This is a genomic window from Pseudomonas sp. LABIM340 (genome assembly GCF_040017195.2).
Lineage (GTDB): Bacteria > Pseudomonadota > Gammaproteobacteria > Pseudomonadales > Pseudomonadaceae > Pseudomonas.
The window spans coordinates 1,733,845-1,753,949 of sequence record NZ_CM200227.1; the positions used below are offsets into that span (position 1 = coordinate 1,733,845).

Genomic DNA, 20,105 nt, shown 5'->3' on the forward strand with positions numbered 1-20,105 from the left:
GGCTCATCGTAGACGGGCCCCATGGGAACAATCGCGCTCTATACGCTCTTCTAAAAGGCGGCCCGCTCCTACCGTGCGAGCAGGAGCGGGCGTTCTGCCGGGTCAGTAGGTGCCGCTCACCGAAGAGCGCGGTTGCACCGGATTGGCGTCGTTGGAAATGGTCACCTCGACGCGCCGGTTCATGGCACGGCCGGCGGCAGTGCCGTTGCTCGATACCGGGTATTCCTTGCCGTAGCCACGGGCGACGACGCGGTCCGGCGTCACGCCCTGGCTGAGCAGCGCCAGGCGGATGGCGTCGGCGCGGCGCTCTGAGAGCCCCTGGTTATACGAGGACGAGCCGCTGCTGTCGGTGTAGCCCTCGACGATGACCTTGCGCTCGGGGTTCTGCTGCAGGTAACCCGCCAGGTTCTGCACGTTGCTCATGGCGCCGGGCTTGAGTTCGGCTCGGTCGAGATCGAACAGCACGTCACCGAAGGACACCATGGTCCCGCGCGAGGTCTGCTTGGCGTTCAGCTCGCCCTTGAGCTTGTTCAGTTGCGCGGTACGGGCGTCGAGACGAGCCTGGGCGCGCTGGGCGGAGGTGTTCTTCAGCTGATCCTCGGCGTCGCGCAGGGCAACGGTCTGGTTGGCCAGTTCGATGCGCTGCTGGGTCAGGTAGGCCAGCTGGTCCACTTCCTTCTGGTTGGCGCCGTCACGGTAGGCCTGGTCGGCCTTGGCCAGCCAGTCGCCGGCGTCCTTGGTTTCCAGCGCCGCCTGCTGGGTCGCCTGGGGCTCGGCCTGCAGGGCCTGGAAGTCGCCACGGGCTTTCTCCAGGTTGGCGTTGGGCGGCGTGGAGCAGGCAGCCAGGGCCAGGGCGAGGGTCGAGATGGCGGGCAGTACGATGAGTTTGTTCATGTCGAAATTCCTTATATGACCGGGCGTAGGGGCGGGATCACTGGGCCTGCTGCAGGCCTTCCTGACGCAACTCCATCACGCCCTGCTGGGCGTCCTTCACCGCGTTCTGGGCCTTCACGGCCTGGGATTTGCGCTCGGCCACGCGGGCGTCCCACTCGGCCTGCTGGGCCAGGTTGCGCGCCTGGTCGTATTCCTTGTCGTTCAGGGCGATGCGCGCCTGGGCGAGCTTGTCCTGGGCATTCTTGGTTTCCACCGGAGCGAATTCGGGGCCGCCGTTGCTGACGGCAGCATTCACCGCGGATTCGGTGACTGCCATCTGTTCGCTGGGCGGGTTACCGGCGCAGCCGGCCAGCAGCACGGCGCTGCCGAGGGCGAGCAGCCCCAGGCGCCAGCTGCGCAGCGAGGCGCGGGTGGAAAGGGCAGGGACGGTTCGAGCGCTCTGAGATTTCAGTTCCATTGGGCGAATCCTCTGACGTTGGTAAGGGGTTCCCTCGGCGTTTCGATTGCCGGCGGATGCGCGCCGCTCTCCGGTGTAGTTCTGCCAGACGGATAGCGAGCATCTGTTTAGGGGGCTATCTGTTTAGAGGACTGGGGTGTTGTCAGGGGGTTCAAAAAAAATGCCCGCCGTACAGGCGGGCATTCTTCGGTCATCGGTGTCGATCAGCCGCGATAGCGCAGCAACCGCAGGCCGTTGAACACCACCAGCAGGCTGGCGCCCATGTCGGCGAACACCGCCATCCACAGGGTGCCTTCGCCGGTCAGGGTGAGGGCGAGGAACACCGCCTTGATGCCCAACGCCAGCGTGATGTTCTGGATCAGCACGCGGTGGGTCTGGCGCGACAGGCGAATGAAGGACGGCAGCTTGCGCAGGTCGTCATCCATCAGCGCCACACCGGCGGTTTCGATGGCTGTGTCGGTACCGGCCGCGCCCATGGCGAAGCCGATGTCGGCGCGGGCCAGGGCCGGCGCGTCGTTGATGCCGTCGCCGACCATGCCGACGCGCTTACCGCCTTCCTGGCGCTGCTTCACTTCGCGCAGCTTGTCCTCGGGGAGCAGGTTGCCCAGGGCCTCGTCGATGCCCACCTGGGCGCCGATGGCGTTGGCGGTGTGCGGGTTGTCGCCGGTCAGCATCAGGGTCTTCACGCCCAGTTCGTGCAGCTGAGCGACCGCTTCACGGCTGCTCTGCTTGACCCCGTCGGCCACGGCGAACAGCGCCAGCGGACCTTGCGCATCGAGTAGCACGATGACCGTCTTGCCCTGTTGTTCGAGGGCGTCGAGGCGGGCTTCCAGCTCCCTGGAGCACAGCGCCAGTTCCTCCACCAGGCGGTGGTTGCCCAGGTGATAGGTGCGGCCGTCGATCTCGCCTTTCACGCCGCGACCGGGCAGGGCGGTCAGCTCGCCGACGCTGTACAGCGCGAGGTCGTCGGCCTCGGCGGCCTGGGCCACGGCCTGGGACACCGGGTGGTCCGAGCGCGCGGCGAGGCTGGCGGCCAGGGTGCGCACATCGCCGGCGACGGATTCGCGCAGGGCGGTGAAGTCGGTCTGGCGCGGGCGGCCTTCGGTGAGGGTGCCGGTCTTGTCCAGGGCGATCCATTCCAGCGAACGGCCCATCTCCAGAAACACCCCGCCCTTGATCAGGATGCCCAGGCGCGCCGCTGCAGACAGGCCGCTGACGATAGTCACCGGCGTGGAGATCACCAGCGCGCAGGGGCAGGCGATCACCAGCAGCACCAGCGCGCGGTATACCCAGTCCAGCCAGGCGCCGCCGAAGAACAGCGGCGGCAGCAGCGCGGTGGCGATGGCGATGAGGAACACCACCGGGGTATAGATGCGCGAGAACTGGTCGACGAAGCGCTGGGTCGGCGCGCGCGAGCCCTGGGCCTCTTCCACGGCGTGGATGATGCGCGCCAGGGTACTGTCGTCGGCCACGCGGGTGACACGGTATTCCAGCGCGCTTTCGCCGTTGATGGTGCCGGCGAACAGGGTGTCGCCGACCTGTTTTTCCACCGGCAGGCTCTCGCCGGTGATGGGCGCCTGGTTGACGCTGGAGCGGCCGTCGAGCACTTCGCCGTCCAGCGCGATGCGCTCGCCGGGACGCACCCGCACCCGCGCGCCGAGGGCGACGGATTTGGCGGAGACTTCCTGCCACTGTCCATTCACCTGCACCGTGGCCTGTTCCGGGGCCAGTTGCAGCAGGCCGCGGATGGCGTTGCGCGCGCGTTCCAGCGACTTGGCCTCGATCAGTTCGGCGATGGCGAACAGCACCGCTACCATCGCCGCTTCCGGCCACTGGCCAATCAGCATGGCGCCGGTCACGGCGATGCTCATCAGGGCGTTGATGTTGAGGTTGCGGTTCTTCAGGGCGATCCAGCCCTTGCGGTAGGTCGGCAAGCCTGCACCGAGGATGGCAGCGACGGCCAGTACGGCCACCAGCCATTGCGGGCCGATGGCGAACCACTCGAAGAACTCCGACGCAGCGGCCGCAACGGCGCCCACGGCCAGCGGCCACCAGGGTTTCTGCTTGGCAGGCGGCGCGGACGCGGGAGCGTTTTCATCCACCGGTTCGGCCTGCATGCCGAGGGAGGCCACCAGCTTCTGCAGCGGTTCGATACTGTCGAAGCGGTGCTGTACGCGCAGCAGGCGCTGCATCAGGTTGAAGTCCAGGTCTTCCACGGCGGACACACGGCCCAGCGCGTCGCGCAGCAGGCGTTCCTCGGTGGGACAGTCCATGGCTTCGATGCGCAGGCTGGTCCAGTGCAGTTCACCGCTGGCCGAACCGGCCGCGGCCGTGGCGGCACTTTTGGCACGCGCACTTCGATCGTCGCCATGATCATGGGTGTGATCGTGATCGTGATCGTGATCGTGATCGTGGTCGTGCTTGTGCGGTGCAGGTTCGGCCGTCGGGGCACGCAGCAGCGCGCCTTTGTCGCAGCCACAGCAGTCGGCGGCGTCATGTTCACGGTCCTGGACGGGGCCGTGAATGGTCGGCCCCTGGCGATTGGCAGTCATGTCGTCCGTTCCTGTTTGACGAGTTGCTGCTGATTGCACACCCTGTAGCAACTACAGAGTCAAGCGTCCGTTGGCGAGGAGTCGAAAATGAAGATCGGTGAACTGGCGAAACTGACCGGCTGCCCGGTGGAAACCATCCGCTACTACGAGCGCGAAGGCCTGCTGCCCGCGCCGTCGCGAAGCGAGGGCAACTACCGGCAGTACGACGCCAGCCACGTCGAGCGGCTGTCGTTCATCCGCCATTGCCGTTCGCTGGACATGACCCAGGAGGAAATCCGCATCCTGCTCGGCCTGCGCGACCGCCCCGAATCCGACTGCGGTACCGCCAACCGGCTGATCGACGAGCACCTGCACCACGTCGAGGTGCGCATCGCCGAGCTGCAGTCGCTCAGCCAGCAACTGCGCGACCTGCGCGCGCAGTGCCAGGGAGAGGGCAGCAGCGAGGATTGCGGCATCCTGCGTGAGCTGGAGCAGCCGGCGGAGCCGTCGGTGATTCCGGAGGCCTGTGCGGAGGCGGGGCACCTGCATGTGCCCGGCGTTCACGGCCGGCATTGATTGCACCCTGTAGGAGCGCCCCATGGGCGCGATCGCGGGCATGGCCCGCTCCTACAGGTGCCAAAACAAACGCCCCGGCATCTGCCGGGGCGTTTTCGTTCAGGAGTGCTCGGCCTCCGTCAGCTCATGCAGGTACTTGCGCGACAGCGCCAGGAAGCGCGGCGTAGGGCCGGTGTCTTCATAGATCGGGTCACCCTGTTCGTCCTGCGCCACCACCTTGGTCCCCTGCACATAGGGGAAGCTCGCCTCCAGCTCCTCCAGCGCCGCGTTGACCAGTTCCCCCAGCAGCTCCTCGACACTGCGCTTGGGGTACATGTCATGCAGCGCGGCCAGACGCGCGGCCGTCTCGACGTCCAGCGGAATGCTGTACTGGTGGTTGGTCATGCGCCCCCTGGCGTTCTTTTCCCAATGGCGTACCAGCTCGCGGATTTTCATGTTCACCTCTAGGGTCGTTACGTGGCGGTCGGCCCTCGTGAGGTCGCCGCAGGTTTTCCCATCGATGGGGATAACTTTCAGCCTAGACGTTGTCCGAGCAGGATTGCGGGCGTTCGTCGAGCGCTTGCCTGCCGGCCCGGCCGGCGGCACTGTGAAACCCAGCGACGCCCTTTCTCTCTCTGATTCAGGAGACTGCGATGCCGGATATCGATGCGCGCCTGCGCGAGGACGTTCACCTGCTCGGCGAGCTGCTCGGGCAGACCATCCGCGCCCAGTACGGGCAGGGCTTCCTCGACAAGATCGAACTGATCCGCACCGGCGCCAAGGCCGCTCGGCGCGGCTCCGCCGAAGGCGCCAAACAGCTCACCGCGACCCTCGACGGCCTCGGTGAAGACGAACTGCTGCCGGTGGCGCGAGCCTTCAACCAGTTCCTCAACCTGGCCAACATCGCCGAGCAGTACCACCGCATCCGCCGGCGCACGCCCAAGGAGCCGGAGCCCTTCGAGAACCGCGTGCTCGCCGAGCTGCTGGGCCGCCTGCGCAAATCCGGCCTGGGTGCCGAGGGCCTGGCGCGCCAGGTGGCGGACCTGGAAATCGAGCTGGTGCTCACTGCGCACCCCACCGAGGTGGCGCGCCGTACGCTGATCCAGAAGTACGACGCCATCGCCGCGCAACTGGCCGCCGGTGACCACTCCGACCTGCTGCCCGAGGAGCGCCAGGCCGTGCAGGAAAAGCTCCAGCGTCTGATCGCCGAGGCCTGGCACACCGACGAGATCCGCCGCACCCGCCCGACTCCGGTGGACGAGGCGAAGTGGGGCTTTGCGGTGATCGAACATTCCCTCTGGCATGCCTTGCCGGACTTCCTCCGCCACGTTGATCGAACCCTGCAGGAAACCCTCGGCGAGCGCCTGCCGTTGAGCGCCGCGCCGATCCGTTTCGCCTCCTGGATGGGCGGCGACCGCGACGGCAACCCCAACGTCACCGCCGCCATCACCCGCGAAGTACTGCTGCTGGCGCGCTGGATGGCGGCCGACCTCTACCTGCGCGACGTCGACAGCCTGGCCGCCGAACTCTCCATGCAGCAGGCCAGCGACGAGCTGCGTGCTGAAGTCGGCGACCTCGCCGAGCCTTACCGTGCGCTGCTCAAGCAACTGCGCGAACGCCTGCGGGCCACTCGTGCCTGGGCCGAGCGCGCCATCCACACCGGCGAGGAACCGGGCGCCGAAGTGCTGCAGGACAACCGCGAACTGCTGGAGCCGCTGCAACTCTGCTATCGCTCGCTGAAGGCCTGCGGCATGGGCGTGATCGCCGACGGCGACCTGCTCGACACTCTGCGCCGCGCCGCCACCTTCGGGCTATTCCTGGCGCGGCTGGACGTGCGCCAGGACTCCACGCGCCACGCCAAGGCCATGAGCGAAATCACCGAGTACCTGGGGCTGGGCAACTACGCCGAATGGGATGAAAGCGTGCGCCAGGAATTCCTCCTGGAGGAACTCGCCAGCCGCCGCCCGCTGCTGCCGGCCAATTACCAGGCCTCGGCCGAGACCGCCGAAGTCCTCGCCACCTGCCGCGTGGTGGCGCAGGCACCGGCCGCTTCGCTGGGTTCCTACGTCATCTCCATGGCCGGGCAGCCGTCCGACGTGCTCGCCGTCCAGCTGCTGCTCAAGGAATGCGGGCTGGAGCGGCCGATGCGCGTGGTGCCGCTGTTCGAAACGCTGGATGACCTGGACAACGCCGGCCCCTGCATCGACCGCCTGCTCAGCCTGGACAGCTACCGCACCCGTCTCGGCGGGCCGCAGGAAGTGATGATCGGCTACTCCGACTCGGCCAAGGACGCCGGCACCCTGGCCGCCGCCTGGGCGCAGTACCGCGCTCAGGAAGCGCTGGTGGACATCTGCCGCAACCATGGCGTCGAGCTGCTGCTGTTCCATGGTCGCGGCGGCACCGTCGGCCGTGGCGGTGGCCCGGCCCACGCGGCGATCCTCTCGCAGCCGCCGGGCTCGGTGGCCGGGCGTTTCCGTACCACCGAGCAGGGCGAGATGATCCGCTTCAAGTTCGGCCTGCCGGACATCGCCGAACAGAATCTCAATCTCTACCTCGCCGCCGTGCTGGAGGCCACCCTGCAACCGCCACCGGTGCCCGAACCGGCCTGGCGCGAAGAAATGGACCGACTGGCCGCCGACGGCGTACTCGCCTACCGCGCGGTGGTGCGGGAGAACCCGCAGTTCGTCGATTACTTCCGCGAGGCCACGCCGGAGCAGGAACTGGGCCGCCTGCCGCTGGGCAGCCGCCCGGCGAAGCGCCGCGAGGGCGGCGTGGAAAGCCTGCGGGCGATCCCCTGGATCTTCGCCTGGACCCAGACGCGTCTGATGCTGCCGGCCTGGCTGGGCTGGGAAGACGCCCTGTTCAAGGCCATCGAGCGCGGCGAAGGCGCACTGCTGGGACGCATGCGCAAGGAGTGGCCGTTCTTCACCACGCGCATCGACATGCTGGAGATGGTGCTGGCCAAGGCCGACCGGGAAATCGCCCAACTCTACGACGAGCGACTGGTGCAATCGGAACTGCGACCTTTAGGTGCGCATTTACGCGACCTATTGTCGCAGTCGGTGCGAGTGGTGCTGGGGCTTACAGGGCAATCGCAGCTGCTCGCCCATGCCGCCGAGACGCGTGAATCCATCGGCGTGCGCAACACCTACCTGGACCCGCTGCACCTGCTCCAGGCCGAGTTGCTGGCGCGCTCGCGGCGCTGCACGGGCGACGCCTGCGGCGGTCTGGAGCAAGCCATGCTGGTGACGGTGGCGGGGATTGCAGCCGGGCTGCGAAATACCGGCTGAGGCACTCCCACCCCCCACCAAAGGTGGATTGCCGAGCCGCCAGATGAGATTAATTTGATGGCTGATCCGGGCGTAGAAATACGCCTGGGATCGGTGCGCGCCGTCCCCATGGCTGGCTTGTGTGGTGGGGGACCGCTGTGTATCGTGAGCAACCTTTCGGCGCACCTCTGCGCCATTCCAAGCATGATGAGATTGGCCCCACGAGGCGGATCCGTGATTTCGCTTAACAAGTATTAAGGAGCATATCGATGCGTGTGATTCTGCTCGGGGCGCCCGGTGCCGGCAAAGGTACCCAGGCTCGCTTCATCACTGAGAAGTTTGGCATTCCGCAGATTTCCACCGGCGACATGCTGCGTGCAGCGGTCAAGGCTGGCACCGAGCTCGGCCTGCAGGCCAAGAGCGTAATGGACGCCGGCGGCCTGGTATCCGATGACCTGATCATCAACCTGGTCAAGGAACGTATCGCCCAGCCCGACTGCGCCAAGGGCTTCCTGTTCGACGGCTTCCCGCGCACCATTCCCCAGGCCGAGGCCATGAAGGAAGCGGGCGTCTCCATCGACCACGTGGTCGAGATCGCCGTGGACGACGAGGAAATCGTCGGCCGTATCGCCGGTCGCCGTGTTCACCCGGCCTCGGGCCGCGTCTACCACGTCGAGCACAACCCGCCGAAAGTGGCTGGCAAGGACGACGAGACCGGCGAAGAGCTGATCCAGCGCGAAGACGACAAGGAAGCCACCGTGCGTCACCGCCTGTCGGTCTACCACTCGCAGACCAAGCCGCTGGTCGACTTCTACCAGAAGCTGGCCGACGCCCAGGGCACTCCGAAATACACCCGCGTCGAGGGTGTCGGTTCGGTCGAGCAGATCACCTCCAAGGTGCTCGCCGCTCTGAACTGATCCATCGCCGTATCAGCCAAAGGCCCGCACATGCGGGCCTTTGGCGTTTATAATGCCCGCCCGTTTTTATCGCCCTGTTCTCACGCCCTATGGAAAACACCATGCCCACGCTGCTGGCCCTGGATACCTCGACCGAAGCCTGTTCCGTCGCCCTGCTGCATGACGGCCGCCGGTTCGTACGCCACGAGGTGATCCCGCGCCTGCACGCCCAGCGCCTGCTGCCCATGGTGCAGGACATCCTCGGCGAGGCCGGCATTGCACTCTCCGCCATCGACGCCATTGCCTTCGGTCGCGGCCCCGGCGCCTTCACCGGCGTGCGGATTGCCATCGGCGTGGTACAGGGCCTGGCGTTCGCGCTGCAGAAGCCGGTGCTGCCGATTTCCGACCTGGCGGTGCTGGCCCAGCGCGCCTACCGCGAGCACGGCGCCCATCAGGTGGCTGCTGCCATCGATGCGCGCATGGACGAGGTCTACTGGGGTTGCTACCGCCTGGAGCAGGGCGAGATGCGTCTGGCCGGCGCCGAGGCAGTGCTGCCGCCCGAGCGCGTCGAGCTGCCGCGCGACGCTCAGGGCGAGTGGTTCGGCTCCGGCACTGGCTGGGGCTTCGAAGAACGCCTGGCAGTGAAGGTTGCCGCCTGCGACGCCAGCCTGCTGCCGCACTCCGAAGACCTGCTGACCCTGGCCGAATTCGCCTGGGCGCGGGGCGATGCGGTTGACGCAGAGCAGGCCCAGCCGGTCTACCTGCGCGACAACGTGGCGACCCCCAAGAAAGCCTGACCTGTGCCAATTGACCGCAGTCGCGCGCGGTCGCTAGAGTGATGGGCATTCCCACCGAGTTTTCACCATGCGTATCGACGGCTTTACCTCCACATCCCAGACAACGGAGCGCAGTTCCCGCACGGGCACTGCTGTCACTCCGTTCCGGGAAGTGCAGCGTGACGTCGAGACCCGCCGCGAGCAGCCCGCGCCGCCCTCGGCGAGTCAGGGGCTCGACTCGCAGTCGCAGACCCGCCGCGTGGAGTCCTCCAACGCCAGCAGCTACAACCTGCCGGCGACCCTGCGCGACAACCTCGACTACCAGCGCCCGCTGACCTCCCGTGCGGCCCAGGCGCTCGCCAGCTACACCAGCACCGCCAGCATGGTCAGCCAGTACGAAGGCCAGGAAGTCGTCGGTCTCGATCTCTACGCCTGATGCAATTGCCGTATTTCCTGGGCTGCCCTTCGTGGAACGAGCCCGCCTGGCGCGGCACTTTCTATCCCGCCGACCTGCGCCCCGCCGAAACGCTGTCCTTCTACTCCCAGGTGTTCAACGCCGTGGAAGGCAACACCACCTTCTACGCCCGGCCCAACGCCGACACCCTCGCGCGCTGGGCGCAGACCATGCCGGAGACCTTCCGCTTCTGCGCCAAGCTGCCGCGCGATATCAGTCACGAAGGCGACCTGCGCGGCCAACTGGAAAACACCCGCGACTTCCTCGACCTGCTGGCGCCGCTGGCCCAGCGCGTGGCACCGCTGTGGCTGCAGGTTTCCGCCAGCTTCGGCCCGGATCGCCTGGGCGAGTTGGCTGCCTGGCTGGATGAGTTCGCCGAGCGGCGCATCGCCGTGGAAGTGCGCCACCCGGCGTTCTTCTCCAAGGGCGACGAGGAGCGGGCGCTGAACCGCCTGCTGCTGGACCGTGGCGTCGAGCGGATCTGCCTGGACTCGCGGGCGTTGTTCGCCGTGCAGTCCGATGACCCGGCGGTGCTCCATGCGCAGTCGAAGAAGCCCAAAGTGCCGGTGCGCCCGACGGCCTTCAGCGACAGCCCGCAGGTGCGCTTCATCGGCGGGCCGGACCTGGACGCCAATCTCGTCCATCTCACGCCCTGGATCGGCAAGGTCGCCGAGTGGATCGAGCAGGGCCTGACGCCCTATGTCTTCCTGCATACCCCGGACAACCACCGCGCCGCCGAACAGGCACGGCGTTTCCACGCCTTGCTGTGCGAGCGCCTACCGGGGCTGCCGGCGCTGTTCGAGCCCAAGCCGGAAGTGGAACAGCTCGGCCTGCTCTGAGCCGCCAACTGTGCATGGCGCAGGGCGGGCGAGGGGACTAACCTGCTCCTTCCCTCGTTTGGCAAGGAGTCCGCCATGACCAACCAACAGCAACGTGGTGAAGCCTTCCGCGCGCTGCACCAGCGCGACGGCCTGTTCGTCCTGCCCAACCCCTGGGACGCCGGCTCGGCGAAGATGCTTGCCCACCAGGGCTTCGAAGCCCTGGCGACCACCAGTGCTGGCCTGGCTTTCGCCCTCGGCCGGCGCGATGCCGAAGGCTCGGTGAGCCGCGACGAGGCACTGGCCAATGCGCGCGCGATAGTCGAGGCAACGCCGCTACCGGTCGCCGCCGACCTGGAGAACGGCTACGGCGATGCAGCGGAAGACTGCGCGGAAACCATCCGTCTGGCCGCCGCCTGCGGGCTGGTTGGCGGCTCCATCGAGGACGCAACCGGCCGCCCGGATGCGCCGATCTACCCGCTGGAGCTGGCAGTAGAGCGCGTCGCTGCCGCCGTGCAGGCCGCCCGCGCGTTGCCGTTCACCTTCACCCTGGCGGCGCGGGCGGAGAACTTCCTGCACGGACGCGTCGACCTGGACGACACCATCCGCCGTCTGGTGGCCTTCGCCGAAGTTGGCGCCGACGTGCTCTACGCGCCGGGCCTGAAAACCCGCGAGGAAATTGCCGCCGTGGTCAGCGCCGTGGCGCCGCGCCCGGTCAATGTGCTGGTGGGTTCGCCGGCCCTGCAGCTTGGACTGGAGGAGCTGGCCGAGTTGGGCGTGAAGCGCGTCAGCGTCGGCTCCTGCCTGGCTCGCGTGGCTTACGGGGCCTTCTTCGGTGCTTCGCAAGCGTTGGCCCAAGGCGACCTGAAACCCCTGCACGGCGCCATGCCGTTCGATGGGATCAACCAGCTGTTCCGTGGCTGAGGTCGAGCCCGCCGGCCATGGGCTGCGGTAGAATCGCGGTTTTTTCAGGATCGCCCCGTCATGACCGAAGTCCTCACCCCTCCGCGCATCGTCGTCCAGGCGCTGGCGCCTGCCTGGCAGGCTGCCGCCGAGCAGTGGGCGCAGCGGCTCGGGCTGCCGATGGGTAAGGACGATGCGGATTTCGCCCTGCAACTGGGCGCCGATGGATTGCAGCTGCTGCAGCTGGGGCCGGATTCGCCCGGCCCGGTGCGGGTGGATTTCCTCGAAGGGTCTGCTGCGCATCGCCGGCAGTTCGGCGGCGGCGCCGGGCAGATGATCGCCAAGGCTGTCGGCATCCAGCAGGGCGTGCGTCCCCATGTGCTGGACGCCACCGCTGGGTTGGGCAAAGACGCTTTCGTGCTGGCGACCCTGGGTTGCGAGATGGACCTGACCGAGCGCCAGCCGATCATCGCCGCGCTGCTTGAGGACGGGCTGGCCCGTGCCGCCGGGGACTTTGAGGTGGGCGCCATCGTCGCGCGCATGCTCCTGCTGCAGGGCAACGCCATCGAGCGCATGGCCGCCTGGGAAGGGGAGGCACCGCAGGTGATCTACCTCGACCCGATGTTCCCGCATCGCGACAAGAGTGCGCTGGTGAAGAAGGAAATGCGCCTGTTCCGCCCGTTGGTGGGCGATGACCTCGACGCTCCAGCGCTGCTGGAAGCCGCACTGAAACTGGCCAGCCACCGCGTGGTAGTCAAGCGCCCGCGCAAGGCGCCCATCATTGAAGGCCAGAAACCCAGCTACAGCCTGGAAGGCAAGTCCAGCCGCTATGACATCTACCCGCTGAAAAGCCTGAAGGGTTGAGAGACGCGCCTGTCGGCGCGGTTCGCGGGCGTGGCCCGCTCCTACAGATCGGGGCCTGCACCCGAAGGGCGAATAACCTGGAACGGGTTATCCGCCAGGACGGCGGATAACGCCATAGGCGTTATGCGCCCTACGCGGGGTATCGAGGTGTGGCGCTGTTGCAGGAGCGGGCCACGGATGCTTCAGGGCGCAAAGGCCCTGAGGAACAACGCCACCACTTCCTGCACATGCGCCTCGGACTCTTCCGGGGTCGGAGGATTCTCGCAGCCGATCATCAGGCGGAAGTGCACGCAGCCCTGCACCAGCATCAGGAAGTGCTCGGCGGCCCGGCGCGGGCAGTCCATCTTCATCTTGCCCTGCTGACGGGCCTGCTCCAGCAGGCGTTCCATCTGGTCCAGCACGCGCTGCGGGCCGGCCTCGAAGAACAGCTGCGAGAGATGTGGGTTGCCGGCGCCCTGGGCCACCATCAGCCGGCTCAGGGCAATCGCCTCGGGGCTGTTGATCAACTGGTTGAAGCCGCGCCCCAGGTTCAGCAGCAGGCTTTCCAGCGGCGCGTCGGCCGGTGGCTCGGCGAACAGCTCGGGCATGCGCTCGGCGCACTTGGCCTGCACCGCCTCGACGAACAGCGTCTCCTTGTCCGTGAAGTGGCTGTAAACGGTGAGCTTGGACACCCCGGCCTCGGCGGCGATGGCCTCCATGCTGCTGCCGTCGTAGCCGTAGCGGACGAACAGCTCCTTGGCGGCTTCGAGAATGGCCTTGCGCTTGGCCGGGTCCTTGGGACGACCCGGTCCGTTCGATGAGTTCGTTGGTGACATGTCTTTACATTTCTAATACTGGACTGATGGGTTCTGTATTTTTACTATACCGGCGAGTATAAGAATTCCAACCGCGTTTTGCGAAAGGTCACACATCATGTTCCGCCATGCTCTGTCTGTCGCGCTGCCTGCTGCCTTCATTCTCGGCCTTTCCGCCTGCGGAAACGGCGAGCCTCCCAAGCCCGCCGTTCGTCCGGCCATCGTCGTACAGCCGCTGCCGGCGCGGGATATCACCGAGGCCTATCCCGGTGAAGTGCATGCGCGCCATGAGCCGGAACTGGCCTTCCGCATCGGCGGAAAAGTCAGCAAGCGTCTGGTGGAAACCGGCGAACGGGTGAAGAAGGACCAGCCGCTGGCGGAACTCGATCCTGAAGACGTTCGCCTGCAGCTCGAAGCCACGCGGGCCCAGGTGGCCGCCGCCGAAGCCAACCTGCAGACGGTGCGCTCCGAATACGCCCGCTACAAGACTCTGCTGGAGCGCCAGCTGGTCAGCCAGTCGCAGTTCGACAACATTGAGAACACCTACCGCGCCGGCGAGGCGCGGGTGAAGCAGATTCGGGCCGAGTACGACGTGGCCAGCAACCAGGCCGGCTACGCGGTGCTACGTTCGCCCCAGGACGGCGTGATCGCCACCCGTCGGGTGGAAGTGGGGCAGGTGGTTGCCGCCGGGCAGACCGTCTTCACCCTGGCCGCCGACGGCGACCGCGAAGTGCTGATCAGCTTCCCCGAACACGCCTTCGAACGCTTCCGCGTCGGCGAGGCGGTGAGCGTCGAACTCTGGTCGCAGCGCGACAAACGCTTCAGCGGCAAGATCCGCGAACTGTCGCCGGCGGCCGACCCGCAGTCGCGCACCTTTGCCGCGCGGGTGGCGTTCGACGACGCCAAGGTGCCGGCCGAGCTGGGCCAGAGCGCCCGCGTCTACATCCATGCCGAGGGCACCGTGCCGCTCGCCGTGCCGCTCGCCGCGCTGACGTCCGAAGCTGGCCAGCCGTTCGTCTGGGTAGTCGATCCGAAAACCTCCACCCTGCATCGCCGCCTGGTGCGCATCGGCCCATACGCCGAGGACCGCGTGCCGGTGCTCGAAGGCCTGAAGGATGGCGACTGGGTGGTGGCAGCGGGTGTGCAGGTGCTGCGTGAAGGTCAGGAGGTACGGCCTGTCGACCGGGAGAACCGGTCGGTCAAGCTGGTGGCGAAGGAGTAACGCCCGATGCAATTCAACCTTTCCGCCTGGGCGCTGCAGAACCGCTCCATCGTCCTGTACCTCATGCTCCTGCTGGGCATCGTCGGGACGCTGTCCTACTCCAAGCTGGGGCAGAGCGAAGACCCTCCGTTCACCTTCAAGGCCATGGTGGTGAAGACCAACTGGCCGGGGGCGACCGCCGAGGAAGTCTCGCGCCAGGTCACCGAGCGCATCGAGAAGAAGCTGATGGAGACCGGTGATTTCGATCGCATCATCTCCTTCTCCCGCCCCGGTGAATCCCAGGTGACCTTCGTCGCCCGCGAGGACTTCCACTCCCGCGACATTCCCGAGCTCTGGTACCAGATCCGCAAGAAGGTCAACGACATCCGCTACACCCTGCCGCAGGGCATCCAGGGGCCGTTCTTCAACGATGAGTTCGGCACCACCTTCGGCAACATCTACGCGCTGTCGGGCAAGGGCTTCGACTACGCGGTACTCAAGGACTACGCCGACCGCCTGCAGCTGCAACTGCAGCGGATCAAGGACGTCGGCAAGGTCGAGCTGGTCGGCCTGCAGGACGAGAAAATCTGGATCGACCTGTCCAACACCAAACTCGCCACCCTCGGCCTGCCGCTGGCGGCGGTGCAGAAGGCGCTGGAAGAACAGAACGCGGTGACCGCCACCGGCTTCTTCGAGACCGCGACCGACCGCGTGCAACTGCGCGTCTCCGGTCGCTTCGATTCGGTGGAGGACATCCGCTCCTTCCCGATCCGCGTCGGCGACCGCACCTTCCGCATCGGCGATGTGGCCGAAGTGCACCGTGGCTTCAACGATCCGCCCGCGCCGCGCATGCGCTTCATGGGCGAGGACGCCATCGGCATCGCCGTGGCCATGAAGGACGGCGGCGACATTCTGGTGCTGGGCAAGAAGCTCGACGCCGAATTCGAACGCCTGCAGCAGACGCTGCCGGCCGGCATGGAGCTGCGCAAGGTATCCGACCAGCCGGCAGCCGTGCGCGAAGGCGTGGGCGAGTTCGTCCGCGTGCTGGCCGAGGCGCTGATCATCGTGCTGCTGGTGAGCTTCTTCTCCCTCGGCCTGCGCACCGGCCTGGTGGTGGCGCTGTCGATCCCGCTGGTGCTGGCGATGACCTTCGCCTGCATGTACTACTTCGGCATCGGCCTGCACAAGATTTCCCTCGGCGCGCTGGTGCTGGCGCTGGGGCTGCTGGTGGACGACGCGATCATCGCCGTGGAGATGATGGCGGTGAAGATGGAGCAGGGCTACGACCGGTTCAAGGCGGCGAGCTACGCCTGGACCAGCACGGCCTTCCCGATGCTCACCGGCACGCTGGTCACCGCCGCCGGCTTCCTGCCCATCGCCACCGCGCAATCCGGCACTGGCGAATACACCCGCTCGCTGTTCCAGGTAGTGACCATCGCGCTGCTGGTGTCGTGGATTGCTGCCGTGGTCTTCGTGCCCTACCTGGGCGAGAAGCTGCTGCCCGACCTCGCCAAGCGCCACGCGGAAAAGCACGGCGGCAGCGACAAGGGCCATGACCCGTATTCGACGCCTTTCTACCAGCGCTTCCGCCGCGTGGTGGAGTGGTGCGTGCGCTACCGCAAGACGGTGATCCTGCTCACCGTGGCGGCCTTCATCGGCTCGATCATGCTGTTCCGCCTGGTGCCGCAGCAGTTCTTCCCGCCATCGGCGCGCCTGGAACTGCTGGTGGACCTGAAGTTGGCCGAGGGCGACTCGCTCACCGCAACCACCGAGCAGGTCAATCGCCTGGAGAAAATGCTCGCCGAGCATCCGGGCATCGACAACTACGTGGCCTATGTCGGCACCGGTTCGCCGCGCTTCTACCTGCCGCTGGACCAGCAACTGCCGGCGGCGAGCTTTGCGCAGTTCGTGGTGTTGGCGAAGAGCCTGGAGTCGCGCGAAGAGATTCGCCAGTGGCTGATCAAGCACATGAACGAAGACTTCCCGACCCTGCGTACCCGTATCAGCCGCCTGGAGAACGGCCCGCCGGTGGGCTACCCGGTGCAGTTCCGCGTCTCCGGCGAGCACATCCCGGAAGTCCGCGAACTGGCGCGCAAGGTCGCCGACAAGATGCGCGAGAACCCCCACGTGGTGAACGTGCACCTGGACTGGGAAGAGCCGAGCAAGGCGATCTTCCTCGACATCGACCAGGAACGCGCTCGCGCCCTCGGAGTGAGTACTTCGGACATCTCGCAGTTCCTGCAGAGCTCGCTGACCGGCTCCACCGTCAGCTACTACCGCGAGGACAACGAGCTGATCGAGATCCTCCTGCGTGGCGACGAACGCGGCCGGCATGACCTGTCGCAGCTGCCCAGCCTGTCGATGCAGACCAGCAGTGGTCGCAGCGTGGCGCTGTCGCAGGTGGCGACGCTGGAGTACGGCTTCGAGGAAGGCATCATCTGGCGACGCAACCGCCTGCCCACGGTGACCATCCGTGCCGACATCTACGACGACTCGCTGCCAGCGACCCTGGTGAAGCAGATCTCGCCGACGCTGGACCCGATCCGCGCCGAGCTGCCCGACGGCTACCTGCTGGACGTCGGCGGCACCGTGGAGGATTCGGCCAAGGGGCAGAACTCGGTGAACGCCGGTGTGCCGCTGTTCATCGTGGTCGTGCTCAGCCTGCTGATGATCCAGCTGCGCAGCTTCTCGCGGATGATCATGGTGTTCCTCACCGCGCCCCTGGGCCTGATCGGCGTGACCTTGTTCCTGCTGGTGTTCCAGAAGCCCTTCGGCTTCGTCGCCATGCTCGGCACCATCGCCCTGGCGGGGATGATCATGCGCAACTCGGTGATCCTCGTGGACCAGATCGAGCAGGACCGCGCCCACGGCCTGGACACCTGGCACGCGATCATCGAGGCCACGGTGCGGCGCTTCCGCCCCATCGTGCTGACCGCGCTGGCCGCCGTGCTGGCGATGATCCCGCTGTCGCGCAGCGTGTTCTTCGGGCCGATGGCGGTGGCGATCATGGGTGGCCTGATCGTCGCCACGGCGCTGACCCTGCTGTTCCTGCCGGCGCTTTATGCGGCGTGGTTCCGCGTGAAGAAAGAGGTCTAGCTTCAGTACCTCCCTGTAGGAGCGGGCCATCCCCGCGATCGCGCGCATGGCGCGCTCCTACAGGTCGAATCCAATATCTAACATCGGTGTAGGGCGAATAACGCGCAGCGTTATCCGCCGTCCGACGTTCTGAAGCGAATCACCCGACAGACGCGAACCCTTCGGCCTGTCACCCTCGCTGTCCTTTCCTGAGCACGATTCCCAAGCCCGGATCACTCCGTCAGGCTCGGGGCATTCATTCGGGAACCGCCTGACTCATCAACGGCGTTGCGGTCCTACAAAGCCACTGCTTAGCGTTCTCTCCGCCACGGAACAGCCGTGGTCAGGTGTGGAAACCTGGATTGCTACAACTAGCGCCGTAACAGAGATGGCCCGGCCTTTTCGAAGGCCGGGCTGGCTCTGGCTGTCTATGGCGGACCGTGTGAGGCGGGCTTCGGTCCGACCGGTCTATGGCTGTAGCATCCCGGTTTCCACCCTTGCACGGTCCGCCTCCCCATTTCGGGATGGCGGCTTTCCAGCTGTAGCCAATTGAGCTGTACAGGGAGAGACCGCATGAACCCTTCAACGATGTTCCCGGCCGAAGACGGCCTGAGCTTCCACACCTTCCAGCGCTACGACCGCCCCTTGCGCGGCCTGATGATCGATCGTCAGGCCTGGTTCCCTGCCCGCGACCTCGCGCGCCTGACCAACTCCGACGTGAGCGGCCGCACCACCCGCAAGCTCGACCCGGACCAGTACCGCTGGGAACGCTTGGCCGGCAGCCGGGAGGATGAACTGCTGGTCAGCGAAAGCGGCCTCTACACCCTGCTGCTGGTGTACTTCTACCACCCGGAAAACCGCAACCTGCGCCAGTGGTTGAGCAACGAAGTCGTGCCGGCCCTGCGTGACGCGCAGTTGCCAGCCGGCTCCTTCCCCCGCCACGCCGTGCGTGAAGTGCAGGGTTACCCGCTGGCGGTACTGGAGTGGCAAGGCGGCGTCTGGCTACGCTTCGGCGATGCCGCCCGCGTGCTGGGCTGAGAGACGGACGTAGGGCGGATAACGCCCAACGCGTTATCCGCCCTACGGACTGGCCGGCGACGGTTCCGATAGCCACTCCCACTAAGCTCGACCAGCACCGATCCCCCCTGTAGGAGCGGGCCATGCCCGCGATCCGTGAGCAGGGCTCACGGCGTCAATGCAACGGGCGCGGACCTTGTCCGCGTTCGCGGGCATGGCCCGCTCCTACATGAAGTCCTGCGCGAGGGCATACCCCGGCGCAATGTTTCAGGTAGGAGCGAGCAGGCATGAAAAAGCCCGGCAGTTGCCGGGCTTTTTCTTTTGTCCTTCGGGCGAGGCTCAGAGCACCCCGAACACCTTCTTCGCCAGGCCAGTGGCTGCGGCGGTCGGGTTCTGGCGGATGGTCTTTTCCTGCTCGGCGATGAGCTTGAACAGGCCGTCCAGCGCTTCCTCGGTCACGTAGTTCTCGATGTTCGCATTCTTCGCATCGACCACGCCGAAGGCGGCTGCCTGGCTGGCGAAGGCGTTGTACTGCTTGGCTACGCCAACCTGGTCGGTGGCCTGCTTGATGATCGGCAGGAACTTGGCGCGCAGCTGTTCGCGGCTGCTGCGGTTCAGGTAGTCGGTGGCGGAGTGCTCGCCGCCCTGCAGGATGCCCTTGGCGTCGGTCACGCTCATCTTTTTCACCGCATCCACCAGCAGCACCTGCGCCTGGGGCATGGCGGCCTCGGCGGCCTTGTTCATGCTCGCTTCGAGCTGATCGACCTGAGCGCCCATGCCGAACTGCTTCATGGTCTTGGCGGCCTTGCCCAGCTTGCCGGGCAGCTCGATGCGCACGGCGGGGTCATTGCTGAAACCGCCGGGCTGGCTGAGCTGCTTCACGGCCACCTGCGCGCCCTGGGTCAGCGCATCCTTCAGGCCGCCGGTGGCGTCGCTCTGGCTGAGGTCGGAGAGGGACAGGGCGAAGGCATTGACGGACAGCAGGGCGCCGGCCAGCAGAACGGGGAATCGCAGCATCGGTACTTCCTTGGCGAAACCCGGCGGTTTGCGAACCGCCGAGGTGGAGAATGGAGGGGGGAGATTAACGGAGGATGGCCGCCGGGGAAAACCCGGCGGCGCGGTGAATCAGCGCACGGGATCGACGCGGACGCGTAGCGGCTGCGGATCGCTGCCATCGAGTTTCACGCTGTGGCGCTCGGTGGTGATGAACAGCAGGCGGCCGCTGTCCTCGATACGCGCGCTGACGGCGTAGCTGTGGCCCGGTTTGACCTGGTTGCGGTCGTAATCCAGATGGAACGCGAGCGGCACCTGGCGGCCGGGCTCCAGTTGCTGCTGGGCCAGGTCGATGGCCGGAGCATCGGCCAGCGATACATCCTGCAGGCTGACGGTGACCTGGGCGGTCGGCGGCAGTGCGATGCGCGGCAGGTAGAAGACTTCACCATCCAGTGACGCCTTGTCGCCGGAGGAAGTGGCACTGCAGGCGGCGAGAAGGCCAGTCATCAGTAGCAGGGGAAGGGTTTTCATACGGGAGCTCTCCTTGGATCCAGGGCGCGTCAGACCATTGTGGGTGACTTTGGTTTCCGCGCCATGATCTGGATGAG

18 protein-coding genes are annotated in these 20,105 nt (G+C 66.6%); 11 read left to right on the plus strand and 7 right to left on the minus strand.

Annotated features, from left to right (window positions below; genetic code table 11):
- Window positions 1-102 precede the first annotated feature (102 nt).
- The 3 genes from lptF to ABKS89_RS08225 all read right to left on the minus strand — a co-directional run bounded on the left by lptF (window position 103) and on the right by ABKS89_RS08225 (window position 3,903).
- The gene (gene lptF, locus ABKS89_RS08215; protein ID WP_348587761.1) at window positions 103-894 is read right to left on the minus strand and encodes a lipotoxin F family OmpA-related lipoprotein LptF; all 792 of its coding nucleotides are present in this window, start codon (window positions 892-894) and stop codon (window positions 103-105) included.
- Window positions 895-931: 37 nt separating this feature from the next.
- Window positions 932-1,351, minus strand: a complete 420-nt coding sequence (locus ABKS89_RS08220; protein WP_138212629.1) for a DUF4398 domain-containing protein — start codon at window positions 1,349-1,351, stop codon at window positions 932-934.
- Between the two features lie 203 nt (window positions 1,352-1,554).
- On the minus strand, window positions 1,555-3,903 hold the full coding sequence (locus tag ABKS89_RS08225) for a heavy metal translocating P-type ATPase (RefSeq protein WP_348587760.1): 2,349 nt from the start codon (window positions 3,901-3,903) through the stop codon (window positions 1,555-1,557).
- Between the two features lie 87 nt (window positions 3,904-3,990).
- On the opposite strand from ABKS89_RS08225, the gene cadR reads away from it, so the two are divergent.
- Window positions 3,991-4,458 (plus strand): Cd(II)/Pb(II)-responsive transcriptional regulator, encoded by a 468-nt coding sequence (gene cadR / locus ABKS89_RS08230; RefSeq protein ID WP_088417911.1) that lies wholly within the window; start codon window positions 3,991-3,993, stop codon window positions 4,456-4,458.
- Between the two features lie 99 nt (window positions 4,459-4,557).
- Here cadR and ABKS89_RS08235 read toward each other — a convergent pair whose 3' ends face one another.
- Window positions 4,558-4,893: a pilin assembly protein gene (locus ABKS89_RS08235; protein ID WP_138212631.1), complete on the minus strand. Its 336-nt coding sequence runs from the start codon at window positions 4,891-4,893 to the stop codon at window positions 4,558-4,560.
- A gap of 197 nt (window positions 4,894-5,090) precedes the next feature.
- On the opposite strand from ABKS89_RS08235, the gene ppc reads away from it, so the two are divergent.
- The 7 genes from ppc (at window position 5,091) to ABKS89_RS08270 (ending at window position 12,417) form a co-directional block, all read left to right on the plus strand.
- Window positions 5,091-7,727 carry a phosphoenolpyruvate carboxylase gene (ppc, locus tag ABKS89_RS08240; protein ID WP_348587758.1) on the plus strand — a complete coding sequence of 879 codons (2,637 nt, stop codon included), beginning with the start codon at window positions 5,091-5,093 and terminating at the stop codon, window positions 7,725-7,727.
- A gap of 248 nt (window positions 7,728-7,975) precedes the next feature.
- Window positions 7,976-8,623 (plus strand): adenylate kinase, encoded by a 648-nt coding sequence (gene adk / locus ABKS89_RS08245; protein WP_138212633.1) that lies wholly within the window; start codon window positions 7,976-7,978, stop codon window positions 8,621-8,623.
- Between the two features lie 101 nt (window positions 8,624-8,724).
- Entirely contained in the window at window positions 8,725-9,399 is a 675-nt protein-coding gene (gene tsaB / locus ABKS89_RS08250) for a tRNA (adenosine(37)-N6)-threonylcarbamoyltransferase complex dimerization subunit type 1 TsaB (RefSeq protein WP_348587756.1), read from the plus strand.
- Between the two features lie 67 nt (window positions 9,400-9,466).
- Window positions 9,467-9,814 carry a hypothetical protein gene (locus tag ABKS89_RS08255; RefSeq protein WP_348587755.1) on the plus strand — a complete coding sequence of 116 codons (348 nt, stop codon included), beginning with the start codon at window positions 9,467-9,469 and terminating at the stop codon, window positions 9,812-9,814.
- Window positions 9,811-10,671 (plus strand): DUF72 domain-containing protein, encoded by an 861-nt coding sequence (locus ABKS89_RS08260; protein WP_348588171.1) that lies wholly within the window; start codon window positions 9,811-9,813, stop codon window positions 10,669-10,671. Before ABKS89_RS08255 ends, ABKS89_RS08260 begins: the two co-directional genes overlap by 4 nt.
- A gap of 75 nt (window positions 10,672-10,746) precedes the next feature.
- Window positions 10,747-11,574, plus strand: coding sequence for an isocitrate lyase/PEP mutase family protein (locus ABKS89_RS08265; protein ID WP_138212637.1), 828 nt, complete (start codon window positions 10,747-10,749; stop codon window positions 11,572-11,574).
- Between the two features lie 60 nt (window positions 11,575-11,634).
- On the plus strand, window positions 11,635-12,417 hold the full coding sequence (locus ABKS89_RS08270) for a class I SAM-dependent methyltransferase (protein WP_348587753.1): 783 nt from the start codon (window positions 11,635-11,637) through the stop codon (window positions 12,415-12,417).
- A gap of 182 nt (window positions 12,418-12,599) precedes the next feature.
- On the opposite strand, the gene ABKS89_RS08275 is transcribed toward ABKS89_RS08270, so the two are convergent.
- Window positions 12,600-13,232: a TetR/AcrR family transcriptional regulator gene (locus ABKS89_RS08275; RefSeq protein ID WP_138212639.1), complete on the minus strand. Its 633-nt coding sequence runs from the start codon at window positions 13,230-13,232 to the stop codon at window positions 12,600-12,602.
- A gap of 97 nt (window positions 13,233-13,329) precedes the next feature.
- Here ABKS89_RS08275 and ABKS89_RS08280 point away from each other — a divergent pair, with 97 nt between their 5' ends.
- The 3 genes from ABKS89_RS08280 to ABKS89_RS08290 all read left to right on the plus strand — a co-directional run bounded on the left by ABKS89_RS08280 (window position 13,330) and on the right by ABKS89_RS08290 (window position 18,525).
- Entirely contained in the window at window positions 13,330-14,433 is a 1,104-nt protein-coding gene (locus tag ABKS89_RS08280; protein WP_138212640.1) for an efflux RND transporter periplasmic adaptor subunit, read from the plus strand.
- A gap of 6 nt (window positions 14,434-14,439) precedes the next feature.
- Window positions 14,440-17,508, plus strand: coding sequence for an efflux RND transporter permease subunit (locus ABKS89_RS08285; RefSeq protein WP_138212641.1), 3,069 nt, complete (start codon window positions 14,440-14,442; stop codon window positions 17,506-17,508).
- 552 nt (window positions 17,509-18,060) lie between these two features.
- Window positions 18,061-18,525: a BRO-N domain-containing protein gene (locus tag ABKS89_RS08290; RefSeq protein ID WP_242015300.1), complete on the plus strand. Its 465-nt coding sequence runs from the start codon at window positions 18,061-18,063 to the stop codon at window positions 18,523-18,525.
- Window positions 18,526-18,843: 318 nt separating this feature from the next.
- Here ABKS89_RS08290 and ABKS89_RS08295 read toward each other — a convergent pair whose 3' ends face one another.
- Complete coding sequence (locus tag ABKS89_RS08295; RefSeq protein ID WP_138212642.1) at window positions 18,844-19,521, minus strand: DUF4197 domain-containing protein; 678 nt, start codon at window positions 19,519-19,521, stop codon at window positions 18,844-18,846.
- Between the two features lie 108 nt (window positions 19,522-19,629).
- Window positions 19,630-20,028 carry a YbaY family lipoprotein gene (locus ABKS89_RS08300; protein WP_348587751.1) on the minus strand — a complete coding sequence of 133 codons (399 nt, stop codon included), beginning with the start codon at window positions 20,026-20,028 and terminating at the stop codon, window positions 19,630-19,632.
- Window positions 20,029-20,105 lie beyond the last annotated feature (77 nt).

Bases quoted from the DNA above. Each gene is read 5' to 3' on its own strand.
- ABKS89_RS08270 (WP_348587753.1), top strand. From the start codon at position 11,635: ATGACCGAAGTCCTCACCCCTCCGCGCATCGTCGTCCAGGCGCTGGCG.
- ABKS89_RS08295 (WP_138212642.1), bottom strand. From the start codon at position 19,521: ATGCTGCGATTCCCCGTTCTGCTGGCCGGCGCCCTGCTGTCCGTCAAT.
- tsaB (WP_348587756.1), top strand. From the start codon at position 8,725: ATGCCCACGCTGCTGGCCCTGGATACCTCGACCGAAGCCTGTTCCGTC.
- ABKS89_RS08300 (WP_348587751.1), bottom strand. From the start codon at position 20,028: ATGAAAACCCTTCCCCTGCTACTGATGACTGGCCTTCTCGCCGCCTGC.
- ABKS89_RS08220 (WP_138212629.1), bottom strand. From the start codon at position 1,351: ATGGAACTGAAATCTCAGAGCGCTCGAACCGTCCCTGCCCTTTCCACC.
- ABKS89_RS08265 (WP_138212637.1), top strand. From the start codon at position 10,747: ATGACCAACCAACAGCAACGTGGTGAAGCCTTCCGCGCGCTGCACCAG.
- ABKS89_RS08255 (WP_348587755.1), top strand. From the start codon at position 9,467: ATGCGTATCGACGGCTTTACCTCCACATCCCAGACAACGGAGCGCAGT.
- lptF (WP_348587761.1), bottom strand. From the start codon at position 894: ATGAACAAACTCATCGTACTGCCCGCCATCTCGACCCTCGCCCTGGCC.
- ABKS89_RS08290 (WP_242015300.1), top strand. From the start codon at position 18,061: ATGAACCCTTCAACGATGTTCCCGGCCGAAGACGGCCTGAGCTTCCAC.
- ABKS89_RS08235 (WP_138212631.1), bottom strand. From the start codon at position 4,893: ATGAAAATCCGCGAGCTGGTACGCCATTGGGAAAAGAACGCCAGGGGG.
- ABKS89_RS08275 (WP_138212639.1), bottom strand. From the start codon at position 13,232: ATGTCACCAACGAACTCATCGAACGGACCGGGTCGTCCCAAGGACCCG.
- ABKS89_RS08285 (WP_138212641.1), top strand. From the start codon at position 14,440: ATGCAATTCAACCTTTCCGCCTGGGCGCTGCAGAACCGCTCCATCGTC.
- ABKS89_RS08280 (WP_138212640.1), top strand. From the start codon at position 13,330: ATGTTCCGCCATGCTCTGTCTGTCGCGCTGCCTGCTGCCTTCATTCTC.
- ABKS89_RS08225 (WP_348587760.1), bottom strand. From the start codon at position 3,903: ATGACTGCCAATCGCCAGGGGCCGACCATTCACGGCCCCGTCCAGGAC.
- cadR (WP_088417911.1), top strand. From the start codon at position 3,991: ATGAAGATCGGTGAACTGGCGAAACTGACCGGCTGCCCGGTGGAAACC.
- ppc (WP_348587758.1), top strand. From the start codon at position 5,091: ATGCCGGATATCGATGCGCGCCTGCGCGAGGACGTTCACCTGCTCGGC.
- adk (WP_138212633.1), top strand. From the start codon at position 7,976: ATGCGTGTGATTCTGCTCGGGGCGCCCGGTGCCGGCAAAGGTACCCAG.